At 63.9% G+C, this 17387-nt stretch carries 13 protein-coding genes; 5 read left to right on the top strand and 8 right to left on the bottom strand.

The features are described 5' to 3' along the window. Positions 1-106 precede the first annotated feature (106 nt). The 4 genes from dndE to dndB are packed head-to-tail and all read right to left on the bottom strand — an operon-like array spanning position 107 to position 5250. Positions 107-526, bottom strand: coding sequence for a DNA sulfur modification protein DndE (gene dndE / locus O7618_RS21795; RefSeq protein ID WP_278107979.1), 420 nt, complete (start codon positions 524-526; stop codon positions 107-109). Beyond that, entirely contained in the window at positions 523-2538 is a 2016-nt protein-coding gene (gene dndD / locus O7618_RS21790) for a DNA sulfur modification protein DndD (RefSeq protein ID WP_278107978.1), read from the bottom strand. The genes dndE and dndD overlap by 4 nt, the downstream gene beginning before the upstream one ends. A gap of 7 nt (positions 2539-2545) precedes the next feature. Next, the gene (dndC, locus tag O7618_RS21785; RefSeq protein ID WP_278107977.1) at positions 2546-4093 is read right to left on the bottom strand and encodes a DNA phosphorothioation system sulfurtransferase DndC; all 1548 of its coding nucleotides are present in this window, start codon (positions 4091-4093) and stop codon (positions 2546-2548) included. Then, on the bottom strand, positions 4090-5250 hold the full coding sequence (gene dndB / locus O7618_RS21780) for a DNA sulfur modification protein DndB (protein WP_278107976.1): 1161 nt from the start codon (positions 5248-5250) through the stop codon (positions 4090-4092). The genes dndC and dndB overlap by 4 nt, the downstream gene beginning before the upstream one ends. 127 nt (positions 5251-5377) lie before the next feature. Here dndB and dndA point away from each other — a divergent pair, with 127 nt between their 5' ends. The 3 genes from dndA to O7618_RS21765 all read left to right on the top strand — a co-directional run bounded on the left by dndA (position 5378) and on the right by O7618_RS21765 (position 8205). Further along, complete coding sequence (gene dndA / locus O7618_RS21775; protein ID WP_278107975.1) at positions 5378-6514, top strand: cysteine desulfurase DndA; 1137 nt, start codon at positions 5378-5380, stop codon at positions 6512-6514. Between the two features lie 444 nt (positions 6515-6958). After that, entirely contained in the window at positions 6959-7183 is a 225-nt protein-coding gene (locus tag O7618_RS21770; protein WP_278104785.1) for a hypothetical protein, read from the top strand. After that, positions 7180-8205 (top strand): IS3 family transposase, encoded by a 1026-nt coding sequence (locus O7618_RS21765; RefSeq protein ID WP_347405420.1) that lies wholly within the window; start codon positions 7180-7182, stop codon positions 8203-8205. The genes O7618_RS21770 and O7618_RS21765 overlap by 4 nt, the downstream gene beginning before the upstream one ends. Here O7618_RS21765 and O7618_RS21760 read toward each other — a convergent pair. Further along, positions 8202-8411, bottom strand: coding sequence for a PepSY domain-containing protein (locus tag O7618_RS21760; RefSeq protein ID WP_278110109.1), 210 nt, complete (start codon positions 8409-8411; stop codon positions 8202-8204). The genes O7618_RS21765 and O7618_RS21760 overlap by 4 nt on opposite strands. Before the next feature lie 399 nt (positions 8412-8810). Then, positions 8811-10211, bottom strand: coding sequence for a PIN domain-containing protein (locus O7618_RS21755; protein ID WP_278107974.1), 1401 nt, complete (start codon positions 10209-10211; stop codon positions 8811-8813). A 665-nt stretch (positions 10212-10876) separates the two neighbouring features. On the opposite strand from O7618_RS21755, the gene O7618_RS21750 reads away from it, so the two are divergent. Together O7618_RS21750 and O7618_RS21745 are read left to right on the top strand one after the other, a co-directional pair. After that, positions 10877-12730 carry a DUF262 domain-containing HNH endonuclease family protein gene (locus tag O7618_RS21750; RefSeq protein ID WP_278107973.1) on the top strand — a complete coding sequence of 618 codons (1854 nt, stop codon included), beginning with the start codon at positions 10877-10879 and terminating at the stop codon, positions 12728-12730. Between the two features lie 286 nt (positions 12731-13016). Continuing rightward, positions 13017-14186: an ISAs1 family transposase gene (locus O7618_RS21745; protein ID WP_278104995.1), complete on the top strand. Its 1170-nt coding sequence runs from the start codon at positions 13017-13019 to the stop codon at positions 14184-14186. A gap of 209 nt (positions 14187-14395) precedes the next feature. On the opposite strand, the gene O7618_RS21740 is transcribed toward O7618_RS21745, so the two are convergent. Together O7618_RS21740 and O7618_RS21735 are read right to left on the bottom strand one after the other, a co-directional pair. Beyond that, positions 14396-15325, bottom strand: coding sequence for a hypothetical protein (locus O7618_RS21740; RefSeq protein WP_278107972.1), 930 nt, complete (start codon positions 15323-15325; stop codon positions 14396-14398). A gap of 138 nt (positions 15326-15463) precedes the next feature. Beyond that, positions 15464-16996 (bottom strand): hypothetical protein, encoded by a 1533-nt coding sequence (locus tag O7618_RS21735; protein WP_278107971.1) that lies wholly within the window; start codon positions 16994-16996, stop codon positions 15464-15466. Positions 16997-17387 lie beyond the last annotated feature (391 nt).

Below are 17387 nucleotides of genomic sequence, written 5' to 3'. Positions count from 1 at the left end.
CGCCTACCCTTCCGGGGTCAGATCCGCGTCGCGCCTCTCGTTCGCCCCAGCGAATCGGGCATCCCATGTGTGCCTGAGCCCGTCGCGCTTCTGCTATGGGCTTTCGTCATCGTACGAGCGCGATGAGATCAGGCGTATCGCGCATACCTGCATCACCGACGAGATATTGCGTGCCTCGGGTGATGTGAGCACGCAGCTGAACGTGCAGTGAGGGCTCATCGAGTGACAGCTGGAGTTGCTGCGTACGCAGTTTGATGAGCCACCAGTAGAGGTCGCCGGTGTTGCCGGCAAATGTCTTCCAGGTCATCTCGACTGCGGTGTCACTGCTCAGCGAGGCGGCCGTCGGAGCCGTGGGCTCGGCGAGGGATCGGCACAGCGCCCATCGGCACAACACGTTCCAATTCATCACCCCGGTCCGCCGTTTCATTGTGATCAGCTGCTCGCGAACGTCTGCTCCAATGCGGACGGCGTCCGGGGGGCCCACGACGGCGCCATCCGCTATAAACCTCTTACTCCGGTGCGTCATCGGGCCATCTCCTCGCGTCGCTGGGCCTCACGCGCGCCAGCGAAATAGCCTTCTACGGGGTAGGTTGCGTGGCTGTCGGGATCGTGCTCGAGACGGATGGTATGGCTAACGGCGCCGTCGAGGGTGCCCAGTAGCTCAGGGGTGATCTCGGTGTCGGTCGATAAAACGATCACCTGGTGACTGGCGTTGGGCAGGTAACTTTGGACGAATCGGTCACGGTGATCACTATCGAGGCGCCCCAGGGGCGTGTCGATGACGACGGGCAGCATGCGTCCCGATGCTCTGGCGAGGCCGGCGAGCAGAGCGACGGCCAATAGCTGACGCTCGCCAGCGGATAGGGTCCGGGGTTGTACGGGACGTCCCTCCGGACCGATGAGTTCCATCTCGCAGGTGTCGGAGTCGATGATCACTTCCTGCACGAGGCCGTCCTTGCGCAGCAGCAGTTGCAATGATTCCAGCACCATGGACTGGATCCGCTGGATGTGCCGGTCGGTGGCTCGGGTGCGCAAAATGGCCAGCGTCGCGCGGGCCCGTTCGGCGTGCTCGACGATGCGCCGCAACCGCTCCGTCCGCAGCTGTTGGTCTGAAGCCTGCTTCAGTTGAGCTTCGAATGCCTTTTTCGAGTTCTGGTAGCTCGTGCGGGCGGCGGCGAGGTCGTTGTGCAGGCGATTGATCCTCCCGCGGATGTTTGCCACGACGTGGTTAGCTTCCTCGTACTCCGCGACGAGTTCGTTGCCAATGTCCTCGTGGGGGACCGCAGCGGCTGCTCGTTCTGCCGCGTCGAGTTCAACGCGCGCCTTGTCGAGAGCGGCGACGTGATCCTCTAGATCACGCCGCGCTACCGTGAGGCCACCGTCGAGTAGTTCTCGAGCGGTCGTAAGCGTCGCCTCGTCCGCACCGAGGAGGGTTTCCGTGCTGGCGTTGCTCTCGCGACTTGCGCGATCGTCCGCGAGGAACTCGGCGGCGGCCGTCTGTGCCTTGACGCCGGCGCGCTGTGCGCGAAGATACTCGAGGAGTTGAGCGTCACGCTCGGCAAGCATACGAGTCAGCATCAGGTTGGCGGCATGATCGCGCTCGGCGGTCGCCTGGGCGACTGCGGCGGCGAGTAGGTCGGGCACCAGCAGCAGGGGACCGAACCCACCGACGGCATCGATCATCGCTTGCCGGGCCATCTTTGCCGCTGCTTTCGCCTCGTGTGCTCGCTGTGTGATCTTCTCGCGGTCCTGATAGTGCTGCACGCCCTCGCGGTACAGCCGAGTGCGTGCGTGTGCGGCGCTTTCCTCGGCGGTCTTGAGTTCACGCTCGGCGCTTTCGATCTCCTGGACCATCGCAATCTCGTCCTGCTTCATCCGCTGCAGGGCGTGTTGCGTGGCGGTGATTGTCTCGCGTTGATCACCCTGGGTAGCTTCCTGGCGATGACGCCGTTCGAGCACCATGAGGTCTTCCTGCAGACGGTTGACCAGATCCAGGCCGAGCAGCCCACTGACGGCGGCGCGGACGAGCTCCTGAGACACATCTGATTCAGCGAAGGCCTCGATCTGCTCGCCGTCGAAGAAGAACAGATTGGCCACACCTCGCGGCACCAGGGTCTCGACGTGATCGGCCCAGCCTTCGGTCAACACCTGGTCCGGGTAGCCGTCGCGGTTGACCTCGACCCGCTCGCGGAATTTTCCGCTGACCACCGCCCACTGGCGGGTCAGCCGAAACTCCTGCCAAGCCCCGTCATGCACAGCCCGAAAAAGCAGCTCGATCGATGCGCCGTCCGCAGGGTCTGCCGTGTTGTTGATCAGCTGTGTCAGATACTTCTCATAGCTTGTCGATCGCCGGTTCGCGCCAGGAGTAAGGGTCCCATACAGCACCAGCAGCAGAGCCTCGAGCACCGTCGTCTTACCCGCGCCGTTTAGGCCGCCGAACAACACGATCGGGCGGTCAGGCTCCTTCGGTGCCAGGCGCATCGCTTGCCGGCCCGCGAACGGGCCAACGTTGGTCAGGACGAGTTCTTGGAAGATCATCAGTCGCCTAGGAGATGTCGTCGAACGCGGACGTGTCGCCGGCACCGGCGTCGAGGATCAGCTGCAAGTTCCCGCTGGCGAGGTCGTCGGCGTTGAATGCCTCGCGGGTCGCCTTCTGACGGCGGGCGTAGTCGACGGCATCGTCCTGATCGCGGTAGAAACCCTTGGCCAAGGCATTCTCCAACGCCGTGAACAGCCCCGCGCGACGGACCTGGTTACGGTGCCGGCGTTCTACGTCCAGCAGTTCACGGACGGTTTCGAACTGAAGCCGGTCGTCGCCGCAAATCTCGGCGAGCAGTTCCACCTCGACTGCCCCGAGCGGCAACGCCTCATCAAGAGGTTTACCGGGGTACGGTCGCCCGGTCGCTTCGGCGTAGATACGTGGAAGCGTGTCTTCGAATTCGTGTTTCTCCACGACCCAGATGCGGCGGATCTCCTCGAGCTCGGCGAGGGTGATCAGGTCGATCTGCGCGACTTCTGGCGGCCCAGTCCGGCGGACCTCCTCCTGCGCCTCCAACAGCCGGCGTAGCCACCGCTGCCGCGATGGTTGTGTGTAGGGACCGTGGATCGGCCGCGGTTCGTCGTTGAACAGCTGTACCGAACCGTTCATCCGCCGGAAGTCGCGCAGCTGACGGTCATCCTGAAGGTCGAGTTCGTTGCGCAGTGTCAGCAACGGCTCCATCCAGGCCTTGTCCGCGTCGTTGAGCACCATGGCCGTCATGGATTTGTCCTGATCAACCAGTGTACAGGTCCAACAGCCGAAGCGGCTGTCACCGCAGCTGGGCGTCGAGGTGTCAACGACCAGGGGGCACTCGTTGTCTTCTGATGCCCCTTGGTACATGGTCAGCAGATCGCGATTGGAATAGCCCCACGGGTTGTCGACTTGCATGAGGTACATCCACACCTCATCGGAACTCCAGGTTTCAACCGGCGTGTAAACCAGCGAGTTCGGCAGGCTGGCGTTCGGCGCGAGACGTTCGCGGACCCGATACGCCTCGTGCGCCGTCATCACCCGTGACCTAGTCGCTGACTCCTGCTTGCGCATTCCGAGGACGAGGATGGCCTCACCGTGTGCTCGTACCATCGAGCGGATGAAGGTGTTGGACGGCTTAATCTTCAGCCGTTCGGTGCACCAACGAAAACGCGGCCGAGGAGCGGGGTACCCCTTACCGATCAAGTTCACCCAGAAGGTGTCGGCGAGTTCCGGTGTGAGCTTATGGGGCGTCAGCGGCAACCCGAGTTCGGCGGCCCGAGTGCCCATCACGTCGAGACTGCGGTTCACCCATGCCGAGACGATGGGGTTCTCCACCAGCGTGTCCGTGCTGATCACATGAACGGGCTTGGTCAACGCCGAGGCGGGAAGTTTTTGCAAAGCCGTCCAGACCAGCTGCAGGGTTGCGGTCGAGTCCTTGCCGCCGGAGTATCCGATCACCCACGGGATGCTGTCGGCCTTGTACAGCTCAGCGATCTCGTTCACAACGGCCTGCACAGTCTTGGCGAGGCCTAGCTCACCGAACGGCCGGCGCCGGGGTGCCGGGACCATCACCTTGCTCATGATTGTGCCTTCCGGTGTTGTTCAGCCTTCTCTTCCTCAGCCGACAGGGCCATGCCGAGGTGGCTACGCAGGGCTGCTGTGGTGAGCACGATGTTCGAGCTTGCCTTGCTGACGACGCCGCCGACCAGGGCGCGGCCTTCCCACAACGCGGTGTTGGTCCGTGACCAGTCCATCTGTGACAGTGGTCGCAGCTGCTGCGGCCACTGCTGGCAGGGGATTTCGTCGAGCAGCAGTGTGTTGCAGACCCGTCCCAGGGCCGTCAGCAGGATGCCGTGGGTGTGGATGAAGTCGCGGCGGATTTCAGGGGCAGGGACTTCCCGGGCACGGATCATCGTCCACTCCGGGAACTGCGCGTTGAGCGCTTCCCACATGCCTAGCGCGGTGTCGATCATCTGATGCTGACTCAGGCCGGTTACCCCGGCGAAAAGGGCCTTGTGTGCTCCGTGGACGGCAGAGAGCGTGAACATCTTCCGCGAGGCCTTCGCAAGCGAGGTCGATGCATGTTCAACCACCCCGCGCAAGATCGGAGATTGCTCCACCACCGCCCTAGTCACCGCCGCCAGCGGATCGCGATGGTCATAGAGCACGCCTATGGACGGGGAGGGTCGAACCGCGTGCCGGTTGAGGTCGGCGAACATCTGCTGGCAGCGTTCCAGGCCTTTGTCGAGGAAGAACACCACTGCGATCGTCTCGTCTCCGAGTTCCGGACTGTTGCGTAACGCCTGTTCGATCGCCGCGCGACGGTGTTGGCCGTCGTTAATTACGAACCGGCCGTCCATCGGGATGCGCAACGTGCCCAGCCCGGAGTTCGCTTCGGCAGCTTGCGCCGGGACGAACCGCACCGAGGCATCCACCGATGCGGTGATTGCGGAAAACGTGTACGAGGTGGCGTTCTCCTCGATGTAGCGGGTGATCTCGGGTATCCGCCCTTTGTTCAAGGTGCGCTGCGCACGCAGCTGCACCGGCAGGTCGTCGTCATCCCACACGAACATTTTGGCAAGCAGCTTGAGCGGACACATCGACACGAAGTACACCCGACCGGCCTGCACCCCACGAATAGCGGGAAAGGCATACTCGTAGATTCCTGAAAGAGGCGCTGCAGCGCTCATGTTCGGCACGTCGAGTTCACCGGTGCCGCCCTCCCGTTGATCACGCACGCCCTACGTTAAGTTAGAAACGTACGAACGTCAAACCTGCCACGGTTTCGCCGATGGGTGAGTCAAGCCGCCGGCAGGTCGCCGGCATGGCGGTCGCCGCCATGCTCGACCAGGGAGGTACCCGTCGATGACCGTCTACCTGGACGCGAGCGCCACCACGCCCGTCGACAAGCGCGTTGCTGACCTCGTCATGAGATACCTCACGGAAGAGTTCGGCAACGCCGGCAGCCGGACGCACGAGATCGGACACGCCGCGCAGACCGCCGTGGCACGAGCGCGGCGACAGGTCGCCCAGGTGGTCCATTGCACGGACGACGAGGTCATCTTCACTTCTGGCGCGACGGAGGCGAACAACATTGCACTTCTCGGCCTCGCGTCCGAAGGGGAGCGCACCGGCAAGCGGCACATCGTCTCCACCGCCATCGAACACAAAGCGGTCCTCGAGCCGCTCCAGCGACTGGCGAGCAGCGGCTTCGAGGTTGACCTGGTCAAACCAGATCCATCTGGCCGGGTGTCGGCAGAACAGATCGCCGCAAAGGTTCGGCCGGACACTCTCGTGGTGTCGATGATGGCAGCTAATAACGAGACGGGGGTCATCCAGCCAGTCCCTCAGTTGTGCCGCCTGCTCAAGGACGAGCCGCCGTACCTACACATCGACGCGGCCCAGGCGTTCGGCAAGATCGTGCCCGAACTACAGCACCACCGTATTGACCTAATCTCTGCCTCCGGGCACAAGATCTTCGCTCCCAAAGGCGTCGGCGCGCTGATCGCTCGCAAGCGCGGGTTCCGTCGCCCCCCGCTGACCCCGCTGTTGGTAGGGGGAGGCCAAGAGCGCGGCCTCCGACCAGGCACTCTGCCGGTAGCGCTCATCGCCGGACTGGGCCTTGCCAGCGAACTCGCCCTGACTGAACACGCCGACCGGCAAGCAAGCTGCGCCGCCTATCGGCAAGAGGTCCTTCGCGGCCTCGCGCCGCTACACCCGCAGGTCCACGGTGCTGCCGAACACACCATGGCGCACGTGCTGAACCTCTCACTCCCCGGTCTCGACTCGGAGGCCGTCATGGTCGCCTGGCGTGGTCTACTCGCCGTGTCCAATGGATCCGCCTGCACCTCAGCCTCGTACGAACCCAGCCACGTACTGACCGCGATGGCGCTACCACAAGATCAGGTGCGCAGCGCGCTGCGCCTGTCCTGGACCCACATGACCGAGTCGGTCGACTGGCAGGAAGCGGTGGCTCGAGTGCGAGACCTCATTACGGCCTGAGATCGTGTCTTGACCCGGTCGGCCGGTAGCGGTCAGACCATCGACTACCTGGTCCGCGAATTGTCCCTGTTGGTCGGCAGCGCAGGCAGCCAACCTTCGGCCAACGACCCCAGGGAGTGGCGGCGTGCCAACCGCGTGCGCGCCGTACCCAGCCTCCCCTCCCTGTCACGCTGATGTGAGACAGCCCGTCTACCAGGGGATACTCTTCCTGGACGGTCCTGAGGAGAGATCATTAGCATAACGTCGAAGCCCCACGAGAGCCTGGATCCGGACGCCCGGCCCCAGCGGCGGACATTCACCGCAGAGTTCAAGGCGCGGATCCTGGACGAGTACGACGCGGCGCCGGACGCGGCGGCTCGCGGGGCGATTCTGCGCCGGGAACGGTTGTACGGGTCACACATTCTCGACTGGCGCAAGGCCCGAGACGCCGGAGCGTCGGCCGGCTTGACGGACCGGCGGCAATCGGCCGCGCGGGCAGCGAAGAAGGCCGAGAGCGCCGAACTTGCCCGTCTTCAGCGGGAGAACGCCCGCTTGCAGGCCAAGCTGGCCAAGACTGAGACCGCTTTGCAGATCATGGGAAAAGCGCACGCGCTCTTGGAACTGCTCTCCGAGAGCGCGGATTCCGCGCCGATGCCGAACCCGTCCTCGCCGAGGCACAGCAGGCGCTGACCCCGGCGTGGGGCATCGCCGGGGCCTGCCGGCTGACCGGTGTTTCCCGCGCGACGCTCTACCGGCACCGCGTACCACCGCTAATCTCACGGCCGCGGACCGCGCGCAGGCCACCGCCGTCGGCGTTGTCCGAGGCGGAACGTGAGCAGGTGCTGCAACTGCTAAACCGGCCCGAGTACCAAGATCTGGCGCCGGCGCAGGTGTGGGCCCGCGAGCTCGACGAGGGCCGCTGGTGGTGCTCGGAGTCCACGATGTACCGGATCTTGCGGGCTGCCGGGCAGAGCGGCGAACGCCGCAGCCAGGCCAGCCATCCGGCCCGCACCAAACCCGAACTCGTGGCCGACGCGGCGAACCAGGTCTGGTCCTGGGACATCACCAAGCTGCGCGGCCCGCAGAAGGGCGTCTGGTTCCACCTCTACACCGTGATCGACATCTGGTCCCGTTACGTCGTCGGGCACCTGGTCGCCGCGCACGAGGACGGCCAGCTCGCCGAGGCGCTGATCGCTGACGCGGCCGCCCGCGAACGCGTCGATGCCGATCAGTTGACCGTGCACGCCGACCGTGGCGCCGCGATGACCAGCAAGACCGTCACCCAGCTGCTGACCGATCTGAAGATCGGCCGTAGCCACAGCCGTCCGAAGACATCGAACGACAATCCGTACATCGAGGCGAGCTTCAAGACGTTGAAGTACGACCCGACGTTTCCCGAGCGGTTCGGGTCGATCCAGCACGCCCGGCAGCACTGCGAGGCGTTCTACACCTACTACAACCACGAGCACCGGCACTCCGGGGTCGGCCTGCACACCCCGGCATCGGTGCATCACGGCACCGCCGGGCAGATCCGTGAACAGCGGCAACAGACCCTCGACGCGGCCTGGGCAGCGCACCCGCAACGGTTCGGCCGCCGCCGTCCACGCCCGCCCCGCCTCCCGGACCGGGCATGGATCAACAAACCCGACAACAGCGACCCCGAACAGACCACCGCCTCGCCCGTGCCCAACCAACCAGCAGCACAAAGCTAAACAAAATCAAGAAAATGTCTCAGTTGACTTGACAGGCTCCGCTCGGGCGCCCAGGTCCAGCCCGAACAGCCGCCGTGCCCGCCTGTCCGGGGACGATGCCAGCGCCACCACAACACGAGCCCGCCGAGTACGAGGACCCCCAGACAACTCGCGTCGACCTCGGAGTAGTAGCGGCCGACGACCCCGAGGTGCAGGTTGCGGTGCAGGTCGTCCTAGCGGGCGGGGACCTGCTGGGTGAGTGGACATGCGGTGCCGGTGACCCGATTGACAGTGAGCTGCTCGGCATAGTCAAGGGGGTCCAGCTGTGGGGTCATCGTCTACGTGAGACTTGCGACATGCAGCGACCGCCAGGAACGGGATTCGAGCAGCGGTAACGGGATCGCTGGTGGCTACAAGGTGGAGCGGGTAACCATGACGTGGATCATGGCCGAGGTGACGAATGCGGCGTGGGTGCTGGGCGGGTGTTCGTAGTCGCAGGCGCAGCGGCGTTTCTTGCCGATCCAGACGAAGTTCGCTCGACGACCCAGGGTCGGGGCAGCACCACGAAGGTTCGGCGTCAGCAAGGTCTGCGATCTGGCTGGCCGCCGATCCACATTAGGGACTCGCTAGATAAGCTCCAGTTGCTCCAGCCAGCGCAATACCAGCCTCGCCTGAGTGGCGCTCAGCCCTGCGGGCGGTCCAGCATGCAACTTAGCGCGCAGCTCGCTCATCGGGTAGCTCTGGGCCAAATCCATTACCTCCGCAGCGCCTTGAATTCGACTTAGCATCGCTTCTTGAAGGGCCTCGAGGCGCGGCTCACGCACGAGGGCACGACCGAAGGACGTGAGCACAACCGAGTTGTCGGCGATATTTGCAAGTCCAAGCGACACGAGGACGCGCATGCGTCGGCGAGCAACATCCTTAAGCGTGATGGATGGAAAACGGTCCTGGAATCGCGAGAGAAATTCATCCAGTCCGGGAGAGTCCCTTGCAAGTCGAGTCATCTCGGCAATGATATTCAGGTACCCACCCTTACGGCCCTCAGGAAGTTTGTCCAAGAGGAATCGACCATCAGACCCACTGCCATCTGTTGAAAAGCCTGTAGACAGGGAACGCTCAACGCGCTCAACCTCCTGGACAGACTTGTCACTGATGGCAAGCCGCAGCACGTCTTTGGCATGAATGAGTAGGCTGTCGGGACGTAGCATGTATAAGTTGCATCCGGTCCGCCTTCTTAGTTCGGCGATCAACTCTAGCCGGGGGCCGCGCAACTCTCCGCGTTCCTTTCGCCACCAGTCTTCTTTGACGTCGCCGGTAACTATCAGAACGTCACACTTTCGCCGCTCCGCTTCTTCAAGAACCTGCGCCCACAGGAGGTAGTCGCCGACCTCACGACCATCTGACTTCCCTTTGTCTTTGTAGCCAGGCGGTATTTCCTCCGCAATGCGCCGCAACCCTTCCTTAACAGCGTCAGGCTCGAGGGCGGCGTCTAGGGGTTGGCCTACGCGTTGATCTAAAACAGCTTCTAAGTACTGCAGAATTGAATCACGGTTCGTGTCTGCCGCTGGGCCCAGGGTTTCAGCGCTAACCACTTCGCTGACCTCTTCGACGACGGCTTCGAATGCGCCTTCCAGCAACTTCCGCATGCTTGCGATTCGCTCCGATGGGAGAGCTATCCTATTCGCCCAAGTTCGGATTTCCTGCAGCGCCCGATTTCGATTCTCCTCAAGGGTAGCAATGGTTCCGTTCGCCGAATCCCTCAGGTCTCGTGACGCTGATTCCCTGTTTCGCCAGAACTCGCGCGCCACCTGATGGGGGACCCACAGCCGAGCCCCTAGCTTGCCGAATACTGCGAAGAGGTCTTTTCTCGTTTGCGTGTTATATCGGTACAGGTTTAGCAGGACATTGGCGTCGGGTACCACCATGCCGCGCAGTAGAACTTCCTTGTAATTTTCGGCTGTCGGGGTTCGGTACCCTTCAAAGCCGTCAAAAAGTCCACGCCCGGTCTCCTGCCTCGTGTCGGCCACCGAACCATGCTTACACGACCGAACGCGGATGAGAGGACTCGGGGTTCGCGCACAGTTGCACGACAAAGATCAACAGAACCTGACCTGCCGGATCGGCCGTTAGGACCTCCTTGGCACTCAGCCCCACCTGGACGGTGCGTGCCCCTAAGTGCCATGTGGATGCCGCGCCCAGTTGCCGCCAAGATGGAACGGTAGGCTGTCGCGATCCGGCGAGGCACTGTGGACGAGCCAGCCAGCACGACGGAGGTGGCGAACATGGAACTCGACGGGCTCAGCGCCGGCGAGGGGGTGGACGCCCCAGCGACTGCACCTCTGTCGGAAACGAGACCCAAAGCTGCGTTGGAGGTAGTCGACGTGTATAAGCGCCGACGTTCGGTAGTCGCCTGTCAAAGCCACGGGCTTTACCTTCCGCAAGATGCGGCGGACGCGACAACGACTACGTCGAGTACTGTCGCCACACGCCTCTCCGCGTCAGCGGACCCACACACGCGCAGATCTCACCTTACTGTGTCCGGACTGTCGCCGCATGATCGATCGAAGCGTGCTGACTAGCCTGGGAGACCTCATGTCACTGAGCTTGAGAGCACGCAGCGGGAGAATTAGCAGCGAACGGTGCGGACGTGAGGAATAACCTAAGAATGCGATCCGATAGCGAGGACCCTGCGGTGAGCAACCCAAGCCCAGTCATGACAGCAGCCGGCGTTAAGCCCACCAGCCTCAGAATCCGAGACCTGCTGGACTCCCGGTACCCCGCCCGGGTGCCACGCTATCAACGAGGCTATGCATGGACCGACGAAAACGTCATCGACTTAATAGAAGACCTGAAGCGGCTGCTGGCAAAGAACCCTGGAGAAGCGGGACATTTTTATGGCGGGATGGTGGCAATTTCTGTTCCTGACACAAGCGAACCGCGTGGTTCTTATTTCGAAGTTGTCGATGGGCAGCAGCGACTAGCCACCTTCTGCTTACTACTCGCAGAGCTGGCCCGAAAGGCAGATCGCCTCCAAGAGGCGGCGAAAGTTGCCGGAGAGAATGAGGACGCGAACAAGTTTGGCATCTATGCGAAACAAATCCGGAATTCCTATCTCTACTTTGAGCGTTATGACGTGGAAAAGGGCAGCGAGGAGCCCGAACCAAGACTACGACTCAGTAAGGTTGATGACCCGGTCTTCCAAGCGCTTCTCATGGGAGACCCTCCAACGACTGAACGCGAGAGCCACCAACTGCTCGTCGATGCCGTGCATACTCTCCGGATGGAGCTCGTAGATAAGGCGGTAGACGAAACAAGCTTTGCCAGCGCTCGTCAGAGCTTGCTCCGTCTCCAGACTGCCGTTCTGCTAGACTCCTTCATCATTCATATCGTCGGCGATTCCCGGGCTAGTGGTTACCGTCTTTTCGCAGTGTTGAACGATCGTGGTGCTCGACTGACGGTCGCCGATCTATTGCGAAGCCATAGTCTAGAAATGTTGGATGCTTACGACCAGCTGCGAGAGCAAGCGGCACTTCTTTGGGATGAGATTCTAGTTATCGGTGGCGAGGATGTCGATCGCTTCTTAGGTGTATATCACGCTTCGCTTGTGGGTGCCAGACCCAAACCCCAGAGCCTGTTTGACGATGTGAAGAAACTCTTGTTTCGCGAAGTGCCGATGTCGCAGGCGCATGCGCATGCGATGTACCAAGAACTCTACGCACTTTACGAGTCGCTCCAGCACTATCAAGATATCAGTTCTGGCACCTGGCCGTTCGCCGTACAGAAGGGTAATACGCAATCCGCGGTTGGCGATTGGGATCGTTCACGGCTAAGCCGGCTCGTCAATACCGTTCGCCACGACCTGGCCGATCCCCTACTCCTCGCAGCCCGTTTTCACAATGATGAAGCCGGGTTCGCCGAACTCGTTCACATAATCGAGCTATTCGCTTTCCGTTATAAGAATATCTGCGGTGCACATACCGCTCCCGCCAGTAGTGCTTACTATAAAGAGTGCAGACGTCTTCGCGGGCTGCCCCGCGGAAGCAAGCTAGACTGGTTCGAGCTGAAGAATCTCCTACGTGTCCAGCTTGAAAAGCGGGCTTCTGATGACATCTTCCGGAGCGGCCTGCGGAACAAGCTGAACTATCAGAACGGCTCCGCGCGCCCCAATATTCGCGAACTACTTTCCCTTCTCGAAGATTATCGGGGCTGGCTCAAGGCTGGCGCTCAGGGTTCTCCGAAACCCAGCAAGCTGGCGACCTTCGACCTAAGCGAAGCAAGTATTGAGCACATTCATCCGCAGAACCCAACCGTGCCGGATCCTGCTATGGCTGACCATGTTCACCGGTTGGGCAACTTGTCATATTGGTCGCCGGCTGACAACTCCGCTGCAGGTAATGACGACTTCCTGACCAAGCAGCCGCAATATTCGGCAAGTCAAGTGGGCCTTAACCGCGATCTGGGGAAGCTGCCAGGCTGGGATCTAGCTGCGTTAGAGAGGCGCGAACAGGAGCTCATCGATGAGGCGTGCTACCTAATCCGCCTATAGCTTGTACTTGGTACGGCTTACACGCCGCGGCGGGAACGACGATGTCGTTCCCGCCTGGCCGGCTTCCTTGGCCGGGGCCGTCGTCGGCTTGGCGGAAGGGCGGAGCTGTTTCAGCTCAGACACCGGCTGACGACGTCTCGTTGCCAGGGCCCCGGCAAAGTCGTAACGGTGTCCGACTTGTGAGGCTTGGGGTAGAAGCGCCGTTGGTGGTGGCAGCAAGGCGGGCATGACCGGCTCAGAAGATCATCAAGGTTCTCTACGCCATGCTGATCGCCCGAAGTGAGTCATGCCCGCGCTGCCATCATCGCTGATCTCGTCCCTGTCCTGCGCACCGGCTCTGACCGTTGCCGAAACCGCTGGTGGGCTGCCCGAAGCGCTCGCTGGTCTGCCTGATCCACGGGCCCGGCGAGGTGTCCGGCATCGGCTGACGGTCGTGGTCACCGCAGCCGTGTGTGCTGTGGTCGCCGGCTACCGCTCGTACGCCGCGATCGCCGAATGGGTCGCCGACGTGCCGGCCACGACGGCTCTCGCCCTGGGCATGCCTGCCGACCGGCGCCCGTCGGAGGCGATGATCCGCCGGCTGTTACAGGCCATGGACCCGCAGCTACTGACCGCGGCGATCAGTGTCTGGCTCGCCGGCCGGGCCACCGCCACCACCTCAACGGCCGGCCGGGCGATCGCCGTCGACGGCAAGACCCTGCGCGGCTCCCGCACCACCGACACCCCTGCCCGGCACGTGATGACCGCCTGCGACCAGGCCACCGGTGTGGTCCTGGCCAGCATCGACGTCGACGGCAAGACCAACGAGATCACCCGGTTCGCGCCGCTGCTCGACCAGATCAGCGACCTGCGCGACACGGTGATCACCGCCGACGCCCTGCACTGCCAACGCGAGCATGTCGACTACCTCGCCGAGCGCGGCGCGCACTGGATCCTGACCGTCAAAGGCAACCAACCCCACCTGCACGCCCAGCTCACCGCACTGCCCTGGCGGGCAGTCCCCGACGCCACCCGCGACACCGACCGCGGACACGGCCGCCGCGAGATCCGCAGCTGCAAGATCCTGACGATCTCCACCGGCATCGACTTCCCGCACGCCGCCCAAGCCATCCAGATCCGCCGCCGCAGACGCCGCCTCGACCAGCCGAAACGCTTCACCACCGAGACCGTCTACGCCATCACCGACCTCCGCGTCCACCAGGCAAAACCAGCACAACTGGCAGCGTGGACCCGCGAGCACTGGTCGATCGAGAACAAGGTCCACTGGGTCCGCGACGTCACCTACGACGAGGACCGCAGCCAGATCCGCACCGGCACCGGACCCGAGGTCATGGCCGCTCTACGCAACGCCGCGATCGGCGCACTCCGCACCGCTGGCGTCACCAACATCGCCGCCGCCAACCGGCATCACGCCCGCGACAGCATCCGCCCGCTGGCACTGCTCGGCATCACCTGACGACTTTGCCGGGGCCCTGGTCTCGTTGCTCTACGCTTGTTGGACGCTCTAAACCGACCGAAGAGCGGTCTGAGCAGGACTTACGCCTGTGCGCTGATCTTCGGCAAGCGAGCACAGCAACGCGCCCGCTCATCCAAATCAACGGGCAGCCACCGTCCCTGCCCGCTGAGCGCAGGGACAACATCGCGGTCCATGTCGCGCGGTGGTGTTCACCACCAGCGGCGCCTGACCTTGATCTCGCGTACGGGTATCTCGGAGGGGTGTAGGGGGCGTTCGACGACGGGGCGCATCGTGTGGGGTGTGATGCGGTCGCGTTCGTGCTCCTCGGCGAACCGGGCGGCCTGATCGTGTTCGCCGAGGTTGTCCAGGGCCTTGAGGAGGTCGGTTACCAGGATGTCGAGGCGGTGGGTTTCGGCTTCGGCGGCGAGGAACCGTTCGTGGTGGGTGATTGCCCGGTGACCGCACCACTGGCGTAGTAGTTCGTGACGGGGCCGGTCGTGGCGGCGGTACCAGTCGTACTCCCATGCCGGCGTCGTCGACCGGCTGTCGCGGCCGACGCGGTGCTCATCGCCGAACTTGCATTTGTGGCGGGACTGGGCTTCCTGCTCGATGACGAGGTCGAGGACCTGGGTTGGATGGGCCCGGGACGCGGCCTCGACCAGTTGGAGGGTGCCGGCCGGTGACAGGATGGTCCGGCCGTCGTGGTCGAACCATTGGGCCGAGGCGAGGATGTCGTCGACCGGGCCGTCGATGATCTCGCTCAGCCGGGCCCTGTCGCGGATATCGGTGGCGCATGACACCGGGGACCAGAGCAGTTCGGCTACGTCATCGCTGATCAAGAGGCCGAAGATCTCCTCCACGCAGGCTTCCTCTGTGCGATCGAGGCTCAGGTCGTCGATGCGTTGCCAGTTCGCCATCAGCGCGTCGAAGGTCCCAACCTCGCTCCACGGCACCCGCAGCCGCGACCCGGGGACCTTCTCCACCCGTTCGTCGGGGTCGTCGAGGAATCTGATCTCGAGGCGGGCGCTGGTCTTCTTCGGCTCGACTGCCAGGATGCGGACGCGTTCGGACGGTGCGTGGTCCGACTGCCGGTACGCCCATTCGTCGCCGACGGTGAAGCGGGAGGGGTCGATTCTCATCCAGCCGTCCTTCGGGTAAGCGTCACTTGTTGCGTGGTACCGGGTCGTGCTGGCGGTTCGCGCCGCGATGGCGGCAGGTCCCGGCGCAGGCTCGTGCGCATCCGGCCGGAGTGGCGACGGTTGCGGTCTCGACGCCCTTCAGGCGCCGTGGTCGAGCAGCCCGTGGTGCCACGATTCGGCCTGTCGGCGGATGCCGGCGTGGGCCTGCCGGTCGTGATCAGGGCGGTGCTCCTTGCGTGGCCCGTGGGGGCTCCAGTCACCGAGGAACGGGCGCAGGTCGTCGGGTCCGGGTTCGGGGTTGTAGTCGATGTCAGCCAGCACACGGGGACTGCGGATGGGGTCGATCCGGTCGGCGGCGGCCCTGCCCCACGCGACCCAGCTGGCGAGGTACCCGCCGGCGCCGGTCCTCCCCTCGGCCGCTTGTTCAAGGGCGGTGCAGAACGCGCGGATGCCGGCTGCGGTGGTCCACGCCTGATAGGCATTGCGGAAGGTTTCCGCGCGGATGTTGTCCGCGGCCCGGACGCGGGCGTCGGCCATCGCGGCGTGCCATTGCGCGAGGGTGGCCTCCTCCTGCCGTCTGCGCTCGGCCGCTGCTTCCTCCTGCCGCCGCCGGTGCTCGGCCGCAACCTTCTCCCGGGCGGCTTCGGCTGCCCGCCGTTGCTGTTCATCAGCGGTGACGCCAGCCTCGAACCCTTGGATGATCTGCGCGACGCGCTGTTCCAGACGTACGCGTGCGGTGTCGGTCCAGGTGTCCCGGTTGTCGTGTCCGGCCCGGGCGATCTCCAAGCGGAGCCTGCCGGAGTCGACGACGTCGAACTCCGCGGGTTTCATCCACGGCCGCAGGCGCAGCACCTTCAACTCCTCGGCGGTGGGTTCGTGCGGGACCTGGTCGCGTTCCTCGGTCAGGGTGACCGTGCGTCGGACCTGCCCGGCCTGGAGGAACACCCGCGGGTGTTTCGCCTTGGTGTTGACCCCGAGCCGGTGCCCACGCCGGGCCGCCTCGCCGGCGAGCTGCCTGATCAGCAGCAACGCCCGGGGCAGTGAGTCCCGGCTGACGGCGAGATTGGTCGGATCGGCTTCGAGAGCGCTGAACGCCAGATGCGGGTCGGTGGTGACACGTCGGGTGTTAAGCCGGATCCGGTTCCAGTCGGTCTCGTCCGGACCTGCATCGTCGTAGAGGCGGATGACGATGTCCCCGGCGTCGCGGCCAGTGTGGCGCAGATGGTGGCCCGATGGCACAAGTCCCTGCTGCTTGAACGCGTGAATAATCCGCCGGTACCGGGCCCGCGTTCCACTGTCGGGACTCTCGATACGGACCATGCCGCCCTCGTGCTGTAGGCGGTCGAGCAGTTCGCGAGCCGATCGCAGCAGGTCCTCCGACGAAGCGCCGCCGGCGATGCCGCCGAGTGCCGGCGTCTCGGACCGCGGGAGGGAAGCACGGTGGTCGGGATGATCGGGATGGTGGCCATGCTCAAGGTAGAAGCGGCCGGCGTCGGTAGAGCACGCCCTCCACACCCCTGCCTTGCGTGTCACCGTCACCAAGCCCCGGTCCTGGAGCGCACGCGCCGACCGGCGGTACTCGACGCTATCCGGGCCGCTGAGGTCATCACCGCCGTGGATCCGGCGAAGCAGGTCGAGCTGCCGCTCATTGAGCGAATCCCATCGCTGCACCACCCGACAGTAAGGGGCACGGCGTACTCGATGGAGCTGGACACGGCTGTAATGGCATCCCGGTCGGAGCAAGCGACCGAACCGGCGCCCACTGAAGCTCTTCCTGGAGCTCACTCCCACGCCGCTGGTAGCACAGCGCCGATCACCCAGGGCGGCGGCTGGTGAGGCGGTCCGACCCGGTTGCCTACCGCCCTGGTGCGCTAGACGCAAGTTCCACTTCGTGTCTGAGATTTCCGTCCTGTCGATGGCCGCGGCCGCCGGCCCGTCCGAGCAGATGACAACGTCCTCCCACGAGCCTGGCGCGTTGGTCAGCCACCCTCGAACTGGATCGGCAACGAATATCCGCGCCCAACTGGCGGAGAACTTGTAACGCCGATAGCGCCGCCGCGCC

The sequence above is a fragment of the Micromonospora sp. WMMD980 genome, assembly GCF_029626035.1.
GTDB lineage: Bacteria > Actinomycetota > Actinomycetes > Mycobacteriales > Micromonosporaceae > Micromonospora.
Note: the sequence above shows the minus strand (reverse complement) of the source record. Positions and strands in the feature narration are given on the sequence as shown.